11 protein-coding genes are annotated in these 13,495 nt (G+C 70.4%); 8 read left to right on the top strand and 3 right to left on the bottom strand.

From position 1 onward, the window contains the following. Nucleotides 1–176 precede the first annotated feature (176 nt). Together ACWCQ1_RS17310 and ACWCQ1_RS17305 are read right to left on the bottom strand one after the other, a co-directional pair. Nucleotides 177–680: a hypothetical protein gene (locus ACWCQ1_RS17310; protein ID WP_358594322.1), complete on the bottom strand. Its 504-nt coding sequence runs from the start codon at nt 678–680 to the stop codon at nt 177–179. Next, nucleotides 677–1,186 carry a SigE family RNA polymerase sigma factor gene (locus tag ACWCQ1_RS17305; protein ID WP_451026823.1) on the bottom strand — a complete coding sequence of 170 codons (510 nt, stop codon included), beginning with the start codon at nt 1,184–1,186 and terminating at the stop codon, nt 677–679. Before ACWCQ1_RS17305 ends, ACWCQ1_RS17310 begins: the two co-directional genes overlap by 4 nt. Before the next feature lie 138 nt (nt 1,187–1,324). On the opposite strand from ACWCQ1_RS17305, the gene ACWCQ1_RS17300 reads away from it, so the two are divergent. From ACWCQ1_RS17300 to ACWCQ1_RS17290, 3 genes are all read left to right on the top strand, one after another. Continuing rightward, entirely contained in the window at nt 1,325–2,710 is a 1,386-nt protein-coding gene (locus ACWCQ1_RS17300; protein WP_133044411.1) for a class II fumarate hydratase, read from the top strand. A 72-nt stretch (nt 2,711–2,782) separates the two neighbouring features. Further along, the gene (fomD, locus tag ACWCQ1_RS17295) at nt 2,783–3,475 is read left to right on the top strand and encodes a cytidylyl-2-hydroxypropylphosphonate hydrolase (RefSeq protein ID WP_133044410.1); all 693 of its coding nucleotides are present in this window, start codon (nt 2,783–2,785) and stop codon (nt 3,473–3,475) included. Between the two features lie 353 nt (nt 3,476–3,828). Continuing rightward, nucleotides 3,829–5,925, top strand: a complete 2,097-nt coding sequence (locus ACWCQ1_RS17290) for a SpoIIE family protein phosphatase (protein WP_133044409.1) — start codon at nt 3,829–3,831, stop codon at nt 5,923–5,925. Nucleotides 5,926–5,979: 54 nt separating this feature from the next. Here the strand turns inward: ACWCQ1_RS17290 and ACWCQ1_RS17285 are convergent, their stop codons facing one another. Next, on the bottom strand, nt 5,980–8,376 hold the full coding sequence (locus ACWCQ1_RS17285; RefSeq protein WP_358594570.1) for a transglycosylase domain-containing protein: 2,397 nt from the start codon (nt 8,374–8,376) through the stop codon (nt 5,980–5,982). 278 nt (nt 8,377–8,654) lie between these two features. On the opposite strand from ACWCQ1_RS17285, the gene ACWCQ1_RS17280 reads away from it, so the two are divergent. The 5 genes from ACWCQ1_RS17280 to ACWCQ1_RS17260 all read left to right on the top strand — a co-directional run bounded on the left by ACWCQ1_RS17280 (nt 8,655) and on the right by ACWCQ1_RS17260 (nt 13,442). Next, entirely contained in the window at nt 8,655–9,572 is a 918-nt protein-coding gene (locus ACWCQ1_RS17280) for an SPFH domain-containing protein (protein WP_133044408.1), read from the top strand. Further along, nucleotides 9,569–9,808, top strand: coding sequence for a hypothetical protein (locus tag ACWCQ1_RS17275; RefSeq protein ID WP_133044407.1), 240 nt, complete (start codon nt 9,569–9,571; stop codon nt 9,806–9,808). The genes ACWCQ1_RS17280 and ACWCQ1_RS17275 overlap by 4 nt, the downstream gene beginning before the upstream one ends. Before the next feature lie 105 nt (nt 9,809–9,913). Next, nucleotides 9,914–10,438 carry a PadR family transcriptional regulator gene (locus tag ACWCQ1_RS17270; RefSeq protein ID WP_133044406.1) on the top strand — a complete coding sequence of 175 codons (525 nt, stop codon included), beginning with the start codon at nt 9,914–9,916 and terminating at the stop codon, nt 10,436–10,438. Beyond that, nucleotides 10,435–11,121 (top strand): ABC transporter ATP-binding protein, encoded by a 687-nt coding sequence (locus ACWCQ1_RS17265; protein ID WP_358594330.1) that lies wholly within the window; start codon nt 10,435–10,437, stop codon nt 11,119–11,121. Before ACWCQ1_RS17270 ends, ACWCQ1_RS17265 begins: the two co-directional genes overlap by 4 nt. Beyond that, nucleotides 11,118–13,442 (top strand): ABC transporter permease, encoded by a 2,325-nt coding sequence (locus ACWCQ1_RS17260; protein ID WP_451026822.1) that lies wholly within the window; start codon nt 11,118–11,120, stop codon nt 13,440–13,442. Before ACWCQ1_RS17265 ends, ACWCQ1_RS17260 begins: the two co-directional genes overlap by 4 nt. Nucleotides 13,443–13,495: the final 53 nt, after the last annotated feature.

Below are 13,495 nucleotides of genomic sequence, written 5' to 3'. Positions count from 1 at the left end.
CGTCCTCAAACGCCGGACGGGCTGGATGGTGCAGCTGGACGAACAAGTCCAACGACTTCTTCCAGGACCCGGCCCCGCAGCCGACGTTCACGTCGATCCCGGTGCGGGGACCGGGGCCGGCCTGATCTCTCGGACGGACGCCCGCCCCTGATTGCGGCAGGGGCGGGCGTCTCTGATCAGCCGCTGCAGAGGACCAGGTTGACCGTGCCGCCCACCGGGACCGTCTTCGGGCTGTGCGGGTCGGCCATGAACACCGAGCCCGGCTTGCAGCCCGTGACCGGCCTCTTGGAGACCGCGCCGAGCTGGAGCTGGGCCTTTGCCAGCAGCTGCTTGGCGTACACCAGGTCCAGGCCCGCGAAGTCGATGGTGAACGAATCCCCGGGCTTGCCGACGACCACGGTGGTGAGCTTGCTCCCGTGCTGGGTGGCGCCCCTGGAGGCGACGGCGCTGTGCGCTTCCTGACCACCGCTCATCGAGGCCAGGGCCGTGCCCCCGCCCGCGACGATCAGCGCGGTGGCGACCGCCGCGATGCCGACGGCCCGCCTGCGCCGGGTGCGGCGGACGATGCCGGGCGCGTCGAATTCGGGCGCGTCGGCGGAGTTCGCGTAACGGTTCATGGCGTTCACCAGTTCCTCTTCGAAGGGTGCGCAGCCGGAGGGCCGCGCCTCGTGCGACGTCATCGGATTCCTCCCTGGGGCTGCCGTGGTGAAGGGCCGGAGAGTGCGGGGAACTGGCTTCTCAGCTTCTCGATCCCCCGGGCCAGCTGCGAGCGCACCGTGCTCGGGGAGATGTCCAGGTCGACCGCTATCTCGGTGTCGGAGAGGTCGTGGAAGTACCGCAGCACCACGACCGTCCGCATCCGCATGGGCAGTTGCTGCAGCGCGCGCACCAACTGGTCCCTGCTGTCGGCCTGTCCGTACTCGTCCCCCGGCGCCACGCGGTCGCCGCTGTCCGGCACGGTCCTGCGGAACCTGCGCCAGCGGTCGTTGGCCAGGTTCACCATGATCCGCCGCACATAGGCGTCGGGGGCGTCCTTGGCCGAGATCGCGCGCCACTTGCGGCAGGCCCGCTCCAGGGTCTCCTGGACCAGGTCCTCGGCCGCGTCACGGTTGCCCGTGAGCACCAGGGCACCCCGGAACAGCGCGGCCGACCGGGCGGCGACGAAAGCGTCGAAGTCCGTCTCCACACGCTCCTCCCTTCCTGTCACCCGTCCTCGACGCGCACGTCCCCCGGTCTGCTGCACGGCCGTGGTGAGACGTGGGTCACAGCACCCGGGTGGCCCAGGAGCCGGAACATCCCCGCCCTCCCGATCGCTGTACGGAACATGAGCGAATACCGGATCGAGCACGACTCCATGGGTGAGGTACGCGTCCCCGCCGAGGCCAAGTGGCGGGCCCAGACCCAGCGCGCCGTCGAGAACTTCCCCATCTCCGGCCAGCACATCGAGCGCGCCCACATCGAGGCGCTCGCCCGGATCAAGGGCGCCGCCGCGAAGGTGAACGCGCGGCTCGGGGTGCTCGACAAGGACATCGCCGAGGCGATCCAGGAGGCGGCCGCGGAGGTCGCCCGGGGCGACTGGGACGAGCACTTCCCGATCGACGTCTTCCAGACCGGTTCGGGCACCTCGTCCAACATGAACACCAACGAGGTCGTCGCCACGCTGGCGAGCGAGCGGCTGGGCCGGGACGTCCACCCCAACGACCACGTCAACGCCTCACAGTCGTCCAACGACGTCTTCCCCTCCTCCATCCACATCGCCGCGACCGCCGCCGTCACCCAGGACCTGATCCCGGCCCTGGAGCACCTGGCCGGCTCGCTGGAGCGCAAGTCGGAGGAGTTCGCGGACGTCGTGAAGTCGGGGCGGACGCATCTGATGGACGCCACGCCCGTGACGCTCGGTCAGGAGTTCGGCGGGTACGCGGCCCAGATCCGGTACGGCGTCGAGCGGCTGCGCGCCTCGCTCCCCCGCCTCGCCGAGCTGCCCCTGGGCGGCACCGCCGTCGGCACCGGCATCAACACCCCGCCCGGGTTCTCCGCGGCCGTCATCGAGGAGGTCGCCCGGGTCACCGGGCTGCCGCTGACCGAGGCCCGCGACCACTTCGAGGCGCAGGGCGCGCGGGACGGCATCGTCGAGACGAGCGGACAGCTCAGGACCATCGCGGTCGGGCTGACGAAGATCGCCAACGATCTGCGCTGGATGTCGTCCGGCCCGCGCACCGGGCTCGCCGAGATCGCGCTGCCCGACCTGCAGCCCGGTTCCTCGATCATGCCGGGCAAGGTCAACCCGGTGATCCCGGAGGCGGTGCTCATGGTCGCCGCGCAGGTCATCGGGAACGACGCCACCGTCGCCACCGCCGGAGCGGCCGGCAACTTCGAGCTGAACGTCATGCTGCCGGTGATCGCGAAGAACATCCTGGAGTCGGTCCGGCTGCTGGCCAACGTCTCCCGGCTGCTCGCCGACCGCACCGTGGACGGCATCACCGCGAACCGGGAGCGGGCCCGTGAGTACGCCGAGTCGTCGCCGTCCGTGGTGACGCCGCTGAACAAGTACATCGGGTACGAGGAGGCCGCGAAGGTCGCCAAGAAGGCGCTGGCGGAGCGGAAGACGATCCGTCAGGTGGTGCTGGAGAGCGGATACGTGGAGCGCGGCGACCTGACCGAACAGCAGCTCGACGAGGCGCTGGATGTCCTGCGGATGACGCGCCCGTAACCGATCGTCGCCGTGGCGAGAACCGTGACGCGCGCCGCAGCGTCGTATGCCTGCGGCACCTAATATCTGTGCATGACGGACGGTGGAGCGGTGAGTACGGGCGTGGCGGGCGGTTCGACGGGCTTCTGGGCCCCCGGGACACAGGTCCTGTGGCGGTACCGGGAGAACGCCGGCGATCGCGTCCACATCGCGCGTCCCGTCACCGTCGTCCGGGACGACGCCGAGCTGCTCGCCGTGTGGCTGGCGCCCGGCACGGAGTGCGTGAGACCGGTGCTCGCCGACGGCACGCCGGTGCACCAGGAGCCGCTGCGCTCGCGGTACACCAAGCCCCGGACCGTCCAGCTCGACCGCTGGTTCGGCACGGGCGTGCTGAAGCTGGCCCGGCCCGGCGAGCCCTGGTCGGTGTGGCTGTTCTGGGAGCCGGGCTGGCGGTTCAAGAACTGGTACGTCAACCTTGAGACACCGCTGGAGCGTTGGGCCGGCGGAGTCGACTCCGAGGACCACTTCCTGGACATCTGTGTGTATCCCGACCGCAGTTGGGCCTGGCGCGACGAGGACGAGTTCGCGCAGGCCCGGCAGGACGGGCTGATGGACGACCACGTGGCCGAACAGGTACGCCGGGCGGGGCTGTCCGCGGTGGAGGTGATCCGCGCCTGGGGCCCGCCGTACAGCGACGGCTGGCAGCACTGGCGCCCGGATCCGTCCTGGGCTGTACCTTCGTTGCCGGAGGACTGGGACCGTACGCCCGCGCACGTGTCCACATGAGACCCTTGATGCGCCCCCGGTCTGCAACCGTAGGATCGTCCTCCGCAAAGTAGTCAGGGGTCGGTGCGCAGCACCTTCGTCGAGGGGCGGTGGTCGGGTGGCGGGTGGACGCGCAGAGGCAACTGTCGGAGTATGCGCTGGGCTTGACCGATCGTCACCGAGGGGCGGCAGGACGTGAGCGAGGGGTACGAGGGCAACACCGGAACGAGCCGTGAACGGTTCGCCGGTGGCACAGGAACATCCTCTGACCACGCGGGAATTCCGTTCCGGGTGCAGGTATTCCGGGTATCGGGATTTCGGCGGGACCAACCGCGCGTACGACGCGCAGCCCCGGACGGACGGATTCGACACGCGTGACGGAGCATCCGATCTCCTTCGAGCGCCCGCAGCCGGGCGCCGACCCCGCGGACGCCCGCGGGGCGCTCCTGCACACCCAGGCACCGGTGGCCACGCCCTCGGCGGCCTTACCCGCACAGGCACGCACCGGGGAGACACCGTCGACGCCGGGTACGGCCACGCCGTGCGGCAAGGGAAAGGAACCGGCCTCGCCCTCCGACATCAGCGGCCCCGAGCACTCCCAGCCCGCGGCCGTGGAACCCGACACCCATCGCCCGCGGCCCGTGCCGGAGTCCATCCCGGCGCAGCCGGGCACCGAGCCGGACCGGCCGCAGGACGGCCCCGAGCGCCGTACCGGACAGGGGCTGCCGCCCGGGCGGCCCACACCCATGCGGCGGGACGGGGACCGGCTCAGGTTCGTGGGAGCGGCGACCCGGCGGATCGCCCGGGGCATCGACCTGGACGAGATCGTCATGGGTCTGTGCCGGGCGACCGTGCCGACGTTCTCCGACGCGATCCTGGTCTATCTGCGCGATCCGCTGCCGGTCGGTGACGAGCGTCCCATGGGCCCGCTGGTGCTGCGGCTGCGGCGCACCGACCGCATCCCGACCGAGCGGGACACCGAGGGCTTCTCACCGGCGCTCCAGCCGGAGCCGGCCGAGCTGTCGGAGCTGGACACGCTGGGCGCCGAGCTGTGCGAGGTGCGGCCCGGCAGCGCGCTCGCGGAGGTGCTGCGCGGGGTGCGGCCGGTCTTCACGGACGCGCCCGGCGCCCACGCCGCGCTGCCCGAACTGCTCGGCGACGGCGGCGAACTGGCCGTGCCCGGCGGGCAGCGCGCGATCCTCGCCCCGCTGCGGGGCCGGCGCCGGGTGATCGGCGCCGCGCTGTTCCTGCGCCGCCCGGAGCGCATCCCCTTCGAACCGGACGACCTGCTGGTCGCCGCCCAGCTGGCCACGCACAGCGCGCTGGGCATCGACAAGGCGGTGCTGTACGGCCGTGAGGCGTACATCGCCGACGAGCTGCAGCGCACGATGCTCCCGGAGACCCTCCCGCGCCCCACGGGCGTCCGGCTGGCGTCGCGCTATCTGCCGGCCGCGGAGACGGCACGGGTGGGCGGCGACTGGTACGACGCGATCCCCCTGCCGGGCAGCCGGGTCGCGCTGGTCGTCGGTGACGTGATGGGTCACTCCATGACGTCGGCGGCGATCATGGGCCAGCTGCGGACGACGGCCCAAACGCTCGCGGGACTGGACCTGCCCCCGCAGGAGGTCCTGCACCACCTCGACGAGCAGGCCCAGCGCCTCGGCACGGACCGCATGGCGACCTGTCTGTACGCCGTCTACGACCCCGTCTCGCACCGCATCACCATCGCCAACGCGGGCCATCCGCCGCCGGTGCTGCTGCATCTGGGCGGGCGGGCCGAGGTGCTGCGGGTGCCGCCGGGCGCGCCGATCGGCGTCGGCGGCGTCGACTTCGAGGCCGTGGAGCTGGACGCGCCGGCCGGGGCGACCCTGCTGCTGTACACCGACGGGCTGGTGGAGTCCCGGCTGCGGGACGTGTGGACCGGCATAGAGCAGCTGCGCGAGAAGCTCGCCGCGACCGCGGCGCTGACGGGACCGGACCATCCGCCGCCACTGGAGGCGCTGTGCGACGAAGTGCTCGACATGCTCGGACCGGGCGACCGGGACGACGACATCGCACTGCTCGCGGCCCGCTTCGACGGGATCGCGCCGAGTGACGTGGCGTACTGGTTCCTGGAGCCGGAGGACGCGGCCCCCGGCCGTGCCCGGCGACTCGCCCGGCGGGCACTGGCCCGCTGGGACATGGAGGACCTGAGCGACTCGGTCGAGCTGCTGGTGAGCGAGGTCGTCACGAACGCGGTGCGGTACGCGTCGCGTCCGGTCACCCTGCGATTGCTGCGGACCGACGTGCTGCGCTGCGAAGTGGGCGACGACGTGCCCCAGTTGCCGCGGCTGCGCCAGGCCCGGGCGACCGACGAGGGCGGCCGCGGGCTGTACCTCGTCAACCGGCTGGCACGGCGGTGGGGGGCGACCCGGCTGAGTACGGGGAAGGTCGTCTGGTTCGAACTCAGCAAGACGGCCGTACCGAGCTGACGAAGTGAGGAGGGGCGCCCGGTGTGATCACCGGGCGCCCCTCCTTCTTGCCGTCTACTGACCGCCGTTCGGATTCAGCGGATCCACCGGGGGCGACGGGGAGTTGGACGGGCTGTTGCTGGGAGAGTTCGACGGGCTGTTGCTGGGAGAGTTCGACGGGGAGTTGCTCGGCTTGTTCGACGGGGTGCTGCTCGGCGTGTTGGACGGGGTGTTGCTCGGGGTGTTCGACGGGGAGTTGCTGGGGGTGCTCGACGGAGTCTCCGACGGCTGGACCGCAGCGCCCTGGGTGGTGTCCAGTTCGAACTTGGTGACGCTGTCCATCACACCGAAGGTGTAGGCGGCCCAGATCCGGGCCGGGTAGCTGCCACCGTTGATACGGCCGCTCGGGCTTCCGGGGACATTGCCCGTGGCGCCCGTCATCGGGACCTGGGCGTGCGACTTGGGGTCCTCGCCGAACAGGCCGACGGAGGTCACCAGGTTCGGCGTGAAGCCGGTGAACCAGGCCGACTTGTTGTTGTCGGACGTACCCGTCTTGCCGGCCACCTGCTGGCCGTCGCGCTCCGGGTTGCTCGCCACCGACGTCTTGGCCGTACCGTCGTCGACCACGCCCGTGAGGACCGAGGTCACCGTGTCGGCTGCCTGGGGGGTGATGACCTGGTCGCCGACGGGGTTCGGGAAGCTGACCGCCTGGTTCTTGCGCTCGGCCGACTTGATGATCGTCGGGGTGACCTTCTTGCCGTGGTTGTCGAGGGTGGCGTAGATGCCGGCCATCTCCATCGGGCTGGCGCCCATGGAGCCCAGCGTCTGCGCGGGAACCGCCTGCATGCCCTTGGTGTCCATGCCGAGCTTGCCGGCGACGGTCATCACCTCCTGCATGCCCACGTCGACACCCATCTGCGCGAAGACCGAGTTGACGGAGTCGTTCATCGCCTTCTGGACGGTGATCTTCCCGTAGTTCTGCTTGTCCTCGTTGGGCGGGGCGAAGCCGACCTTGGTGCCGTTGTCGACCACCTGGCGGCCGCTCGTGCCGTCGTAGATCGTGTTCGCGTCGATGGCCCGGCCGTCCTGGGTCTTCGCGTCCTCGTTGAGGGCGGCGGCCAGGATGACCGGCTTGAAGGTGGAGGCGGGCTGGTAGTCCTTGCGCGTCGCGTTGTTCGTGTAGTGCTTGAAGTAGTCGACGCCGCCGTACAGGGCGACGACCTTGCCCGTCTTCGGGTCGACGGAGACCGCGCCGGCCTGGACGACGCCGTCGACCTTCCGCTTCTTCTCGTTGAGCTTGCTGGTCAGCTGCTGCTTGACCGACTGCTCCAGCGACTTCTGCTTCTTCTTGTCGATGTTCAGGGTGACGGTCCAGCCGCCCTGGGTCACCAGCGCCTCGGCGTCATTGAGGTTGGAGGCGGTGCCGTTGGCCACGAGCTGCCGCTCCAGCGCCGCGTTGGCCGCGTCCACCAGGTAGCCGGTCTGCCCCTCCATGCCGGGCGCCGCCTTGGGCGCCTTCGGCACCGGGAACTTCAGGGCCTGACGCTTGCCCGCGTCCAGCCAGTTCATCTTGACCATGTTGTCCAGGACGTAGTTCCACCGGGCCTGCGCCAGCCTCTTGCCGGTGTCGGTGGCGATCGCCCAGTCGTACTGGTTCGGCGCCTGGAGGAGCGCCGCGAGGTACGCGCCCTCCTGGACCGTCAGCTTCTGGGCGTCCTTGTGGTAGTACGCCTGCGCCGCGGCCTGGATGCCGTAGGCGCCCCGGCCGTAGTAGCTGGTGTTGATGTAGCCGGCGAGGATGTAGTCCTTGGACTTCTGGCGGTCCAGCTTCAGCGAGATGACCAGTTCCTTCAGCTTGCGCGTGACGGTCTGGTTCTGGGTCAGGTAGTAGTTCTTGACGTACTGCTGGGTGATCGTCGAACCGCCCTGCGCGCCCTTGCCGGAGAGCGTGTTGAGCAGGCCTCGGGCCGTGCCCCTCAGGTCGACGCCGGAGTCCTTGTAGAAGGTCTTGTTCTCGGCGGCGACGAAGGTGTGCTGGACGTCCTTGGGGACCTCGGCGAGGTCGACGGTCTCCCGGTTGAGCTTGCCGCTGCGGGTGAGGATCGAGCCGTCGCTGTACTTGTACACGTTGCTCTGCAGCGTGGCGTCGGCGTTCGCGGCCGGTATGGGGGTCATGACGTACAGCGCGACGAAGGCGCCCATGCCGAGCAGGCAGAGGGCGAAGATCGTGCCGACGATCTTCTTCCAGGTGAAGAGCCGGCGTATGAAGCTCCGGCCGTCCTTGCCCTTCCCCTTGCCCTTGGGCTTGCCCCGGCCCTTGGCCGCCTTGCGGGCCGCCGCCCGGCCGCCGATGACGGTGGGCTCCATCGTGTCCGTGCCGCCCGCCGGCGCCGCCGGTGCGGACGAGCGCGTAGGGGGCGCCGCGCGGCGGCCACCGCGCTGTCGCGCTCGTCTCTCTTCGGCCCGTCCCATGAGTCCGATCCGCTCCGCTTCGTTCATGTGTGCTCACGAGTCACACAGGTTCGCCGCTCAGGTCAGCTCAGAAAGCTAACACCAGGAGATAGGGCAAAGGTCCGTCGATCCGGCCTTTTGCGGGCGTGACAATCAGCACCCGTTCCATAGGAACCGACGGATCAGAGCGGTTCAGGGTTGCTCTGCGGGGGTAAAGTGATATCACTTAGATAGAGCCGAGCTAGGTAAGAATTCGGCCAATCAGACCGTGAGAGACGTACGAGAACGGGGGACCGTCCATGTCCGCACAGGACTCCGCACCCACCGCCGACATACCGGAGATGCCCGCGCCACGGGTGCGGGAGGTGACCGCGCACAGTATCGGCGGGGCGCTCGCGCTGCTGCTCGGGCTGGTCGGGCTGCTGATCGCCGTCGTGCTGTTCGTGGCCGCCTCGGCGAATCCCGGCTTCGCGGTCGGCGGCGTCGTCGTCCTCGTCGCCGCGCTCATCTCCCTGCGTGGCCTGAACACCGTGGCACCGGGCGAGGCGCGGGTGGTGCAGCTCTTCGGGCGCTACCGGGGGACGATCCGGCAGGACGGGCTGCGCTGGGTCAACCCGTTCACATCGCGCACGAAGATTTCCACCCGTGTACGCAACCACGAGACCGCGGTGCTGAAGGTGAACGACGCCTACGGCAATCCGATCGAACTGGCCGCCGTGGTGGTCTGGAAGGTGCGGGACACCGCCCAGGCGACGTTCGAGGTCGACAACTATCTGGAGTTCGTCGCCACGCAGACCGAGGCGGCCGTACGGCACATCGCCATCGAGTACCCCTACGACGCGCACGAGGAGGGCGGGCTGTCGCTGCGCGGCAACGCCGAGGAGATCACCGAGAAGCTCGCCCTCGAACTCCACGCGCGCGTGGAGGCGGCCGGTGTGCAGATCATCGAATCCCGGTTCACCCATCTCGCGTACGCTCCCGAGATCGCCTCGGCGATGCTCCAGCGGCAGCAGGCGGGAGCCGTCGTGGCGGCCCGGCGGCAGATCGTGGACGGAGCGGTCGGGATGGTCGAGGCGGCGCTCGCCAGGATCTCCGAGAGGGACATCGTGGAACTGGACGAGGAGCGCAAGGCGGCGATGGTGTCCAACCTATTGGTGGTGCTGTGCGGGGACCGCGCGCCGCAGCCCGTACTCAACACCGGGACCCTCTACCAGTGACGGAACCCTCCGAGAGCGCCACGCCCGGGCGCCGGCCGCAGCAGCGCAAGCAGGTGCTGCTGCGGCTGGACCCGGCCGTCTACGAGGCGCTCGCCCGCTGGGCCGGCGACGAGCTGCGCTCCGCCAACGCCCAGATCGAGTTCCTGCTGCGCAGGGCACTGAAGGAGGCGGGGCGCCTTCCCGGGGACGCGGGGCCCATCCCCAGAAGGGGCCGGCCACCGACGCCACCCCAGTGACGGAGTTGTGACATTCGGCCCTCACCTGCGGGGCCCCACGCCCCGCCATGATCTACACACCGTGCGTATACATGATGGGTATACACGCCGTGTACAGTCCTCGCCATGTCCATCGGTCACACCCTTCTGGGGCTCCTTGAGTCCGGGCCGCGCCACGGTTACGACCTGAAGCGGGCCTTCGACGAGAAGTTCGGTCACGACCGGCCGCTGCACTACGGCCAGGTCTACTCGACGATGTCCCGGCTGCTGAAGAACGGCCTCGTCGAGGTCGACGGCATCGAGGCGGGCGGCGGGCCCGAGCGCAAGCGGTACGCCATCACCGACGCCGGGATCACCGACGTCGAGCGGTGGCTCGCGACGCCGGAGGCCCCCGAGCCGTACCTCCAGTCGACGCTCTACACCAAGGTCGTCCTCGCGCTGCTGACGCACCGCAACGCGGCCGACATCCTCGACACCCAGCGTGCCGAGCACCTGCGGATGATGCGCATCCTGACGGATCGGAAGAGGAAGGGCGACCTCGCCGACCAGCTCATCTGCGACCACGCCCTCTTCCATCTCGAGGCCGACCTGCGGTGGCTGGAGCTCACCGCGGCGCGTCTCGACAAGCTCGCCGAGGTGGTGGCCAAGTGACTCCTGCCGGTTCCCTGCTGATCGCCGACGACCTGCACAAGGCGTACGGTCCGACGGTCGCCCTCGACGGCGCCGAGTTCTCCATCCACCCGGGCGAGGTCGTCGCCGTGATGGGCCCCTCCGGGTCCGGCAAGTCGACGCTGCTGCACTGCCTCGCCGGAATCGTGCCGCCCGACTCGGGTTCGATCATCTACAACGGGCGCGAGATGGCGACCATGAGCGACGCCGAGCGCAGTGCGCTGCGGCGCTCGGAGTTCGGGTTCGTCTTCCAGTTCGGGCAGTTGGTGCCGGAACTGACCTGCGTCGAGAACGTCGCCCTGCCCCTCAGGCTGAACGGCACCCCCCGCAAGGAGGCCGAGCGGACCGCGCTGACCTGGATGGAGCGCCTCGAGGTCGACGATCTGCGCAAGAAGCGGCCCGGCGAGGTCTCCGGCGGTCAGGGGCAGCGGGTCGCCGTCGCCCGGGCGCTGGTCACCAGCCCGCGTGTGCTGTTCGCCGACGAGCCGACCGGCGCGCTCGACTCGCTCAACGGCGAGCGCGTGATGGACCTGCTGACGGACGCGGCCCGGTCCACCAACGCGGCCGTCGTGCTCGTCACGCACGAGGCGCGGGTGGCCGCCTACTCGGACCGCGAGATCGTCGTACGGGACGGCAAGTCCCGGGACATGGAGCGGGTCGTATGACACTGCGGGGGTGGGCCGGGGATCTGGCCATGGGGGTGCGGTTCGCCTTCGCGGGCGGCCGTGAGGGGTGGACGCGGGCCGTGCTGACGGCCGTCGGCGTCGGCCTCGGTGTGGCGTTGCTGCTGCTGACCACGGCGATACCGAGCGCGCTGTCCGCACGGAACCAACGCGGCACCGACCGGGACGACTTCACGTACAGCGGGAAGGTACTCCCGAAGGCGGACGACACGCTGATCATCGGCAGGGCCGACACGACGTTCCGCAGCAAGGACGTACGGGGGCGGCTGCTGGAGCCGGAGGGGACGCGGTCCCCGCTGCCACCGGGAGTCGCGAAGTTCCCGGCGAAGGGCGAGATGGTCGTCTCGCCCGCGCTGGAGAAGCTGCTGAAGTCCGGTTCCGGCGAGCTTCTGCGGGACCGCCTGCCCTACCGGGTGACCGGGACGATAGGACACTCCGGGATCATCGGGCCCGGCGAACTCGCCTACTACGCGGGCGCGACCGGGCTGGAGAACCATCTCGCCACTGGCTACGTCGAGCGGATCCACTACTTCGGTCCCTCCGCCCAGCATCAGCCGGACAAGCTCGACCCGATCCTGCTGCTGCTCATCATGATCATCTTTGTGGTGCTGCTGCTGCCCGTCGGTGTGTTCATCGCGGCCGCCGTGCGCTTCGGCGGCGAGCGCCGCGACCGCAGGCTCGCGGCGCTGCGACTGGTCGGGGCGGACGGGCGGATGGCGCGCCGGATCGCGGGGGGCGAGGCGCTCGCGGGGGCGCTGCTCGGCCTCGTGCTCGGCACCGTCTTCTTCCTGGCCGGGCGGCAGTCGGCCGGGCTGCTCGTGGTCCGGGACATCAGCGTGTTCCCGAGCGACCTCAATCCCTCGCCCGCGCTGGTCGTGCTGGTCGCCGTCGCCGTGCCGGCCGCGGCCGTGCTGGTGACCCTGTTCGCGCTGCGCGGAGTCGTCATCGAACCGCTCGGTGTGGTCCGTACGGCGAAGCCGCCGCGCCGGAGGCTGTGGTGGCGGCTCCTGCTGCCGCTGGGCGGGCTCGGGTTGCTGTACCCGATGGTCGGACAGGGCAACCGCAACGGGGACTTCAACGAGTGGATGGTGATCGGCGGCACCGTCCTGCTGCTGATCGGCGTCACCGCGCTGCTGCCGTGGGTCGTGGAGGCCGTGGTGAACCGGCTCGACGCCGGCAGCGTCTCCTGGCAACTGGCCGTGCGAAGGCTGCAGTTGAGCAGCGGGTCGGCCGCCCGCATGGTCAACGGCATCGCGGTCGCGGTGGCCGGGGCGATCGCCCTGCAGATGCTGTTCTCGGGCGTGCAGCACGACTACGTCAAGGCGACCGCCGACGATCTGCGCCGCGCGCAGCTCCAGATCAACCTGCAGGGCCATGTCACGCCGGAGCTGCTGCGCACCCAGTTCGCCCACACCAAGGGCGTGCGCAGCGCGCTGACCCTGGCCACGGGCTCGGTGGGCGACCGGGCGAAGGACCCGCAGAACTCGACCGAGGTGGCCGTCGGCAGCTGCGCCGAACTGCGCGAGGTGGCACGGCTGACGTCCTGCCGCGAGGGCGACGTCTTCCGGATCACCGGCCGCGGCGAGTACGACGACGCCGCGAAGTTCGCCAAGCCGGGCACCACCCTGTGGTTCGAGGGCTACAGCGACGCCAGCCACGTGTCGGTGAAGATGCCCGCCGGGATCAAGACGGCCGGCATGCGCGAGGACCCGACCGGCTACGAACGCGGCGGTCTGCTGTTCACCTCGGGCGCGCTGCCCGGGGCCGCGGTGGCCGAGCTGGCCCAGGAGGCGTTCGTCGCGGTGGACTCCTCGGTGCCGGACGCCCGCGAGTACGCGCGCAACACCGCCGCGCGGCTCGATCCACTGGCTGATGTGTACGCCCTGACGGAAGGCAAGGTGAATCTGCAGTTCCGTTCCATCCGCACCGGCCTGTTCGTCGGCGCGACCTGCGTCCTGATGCTGATCGGCGCGAGTCTGCTGGTCTCCCAGCTGGAGCAGTTGCGGGAGCGCAGGAAGCTGCTGTCGTCGCTGGTCGCCTTCGGCACCCGGCGCCGCACGCTGAGCCTGTCGGTGCTGTGGCAGACGGCGGTCCCGATCGGGCTGGGGCTGGCGCTGGCCTCGGTGGTCGGACTGACCCTGGGCGCGGTGCTGCTGCGGATGACCGGCGAGTCGGTGACCGTGGACTGGGCGAGCGTGCTGTCCATGACGGGCATCGGCGCCGCCGTGGTCCTCGCGGTGACCGTGCTCAGTCTGCCGCCGCTGCTGCGGCTGATGCGCCCGGACGGCCTGCGCACCGAGTAGGCGGTTCCCGGGCGCCGGGCCCCTCCCCCTGCGACGGGGAGGGGCCCGGCCCG

This window comes from Streptomyces sp. NPDC002144 (genome assembly GCF_053593695.1).
This window is presented reverse-complemented; position numbering and strand designations above follow the sequence as displayed.

Bases quoted from the DNA above. Each gene is read 5' to 3' on its own strand.
- ACWCQ1_RS17260 (WP_451026822.1), top strand. From the start codon at position 11,118: ATGACACTGCGGGGGTGGGCCGGGGATCTGGCCATGGGGGTGCGGTTC.
- fomD (WP_133044410.1), top strand. From the start codon at position 2,783: ATGACGGACGGTGGAGCGGTGAGTACGGGCGTGGCGGGCGGTTCGACG.
- ACWCQ1_RS17300 (WP_133044411.1), top strand. From the start codon at position 1,325: ATGAGCGAATACCGGATCGAGCACGACTCCATGGGTGAGGTACGCGTC.
- ACWCQ1_RS17285 (WP_358594570.1), bottom strand. From the start codon at position 8,376: ATGGGACGGGCCGAAGAGAGACGAGCGCGACAGCGCGGTGGCCGCCGC.
- ACWCQ1_RS17280 (WP_133044408.1), top strand. From the start codon at position 8,655: ATGTCCGCACAGGACTCCGCACCCACCGCCGACATACCGGAGATGCCC.
- ACWCQ1_RS17270 (WP_133044406.1), top strand. From the start codon at position 9,914: ATGTCCATCGGTCACACCCTTCTGGGGCTCCTTGAGTCCGGGCCGCGC.
- ACWCQ1_RS17310 (WP_358594322.1), bottom strand. From the start codon at position 680: ATGACGTCGCACGAGGCGCGGCCCTCCGGCTGCGCACCCTTCGAAGAG.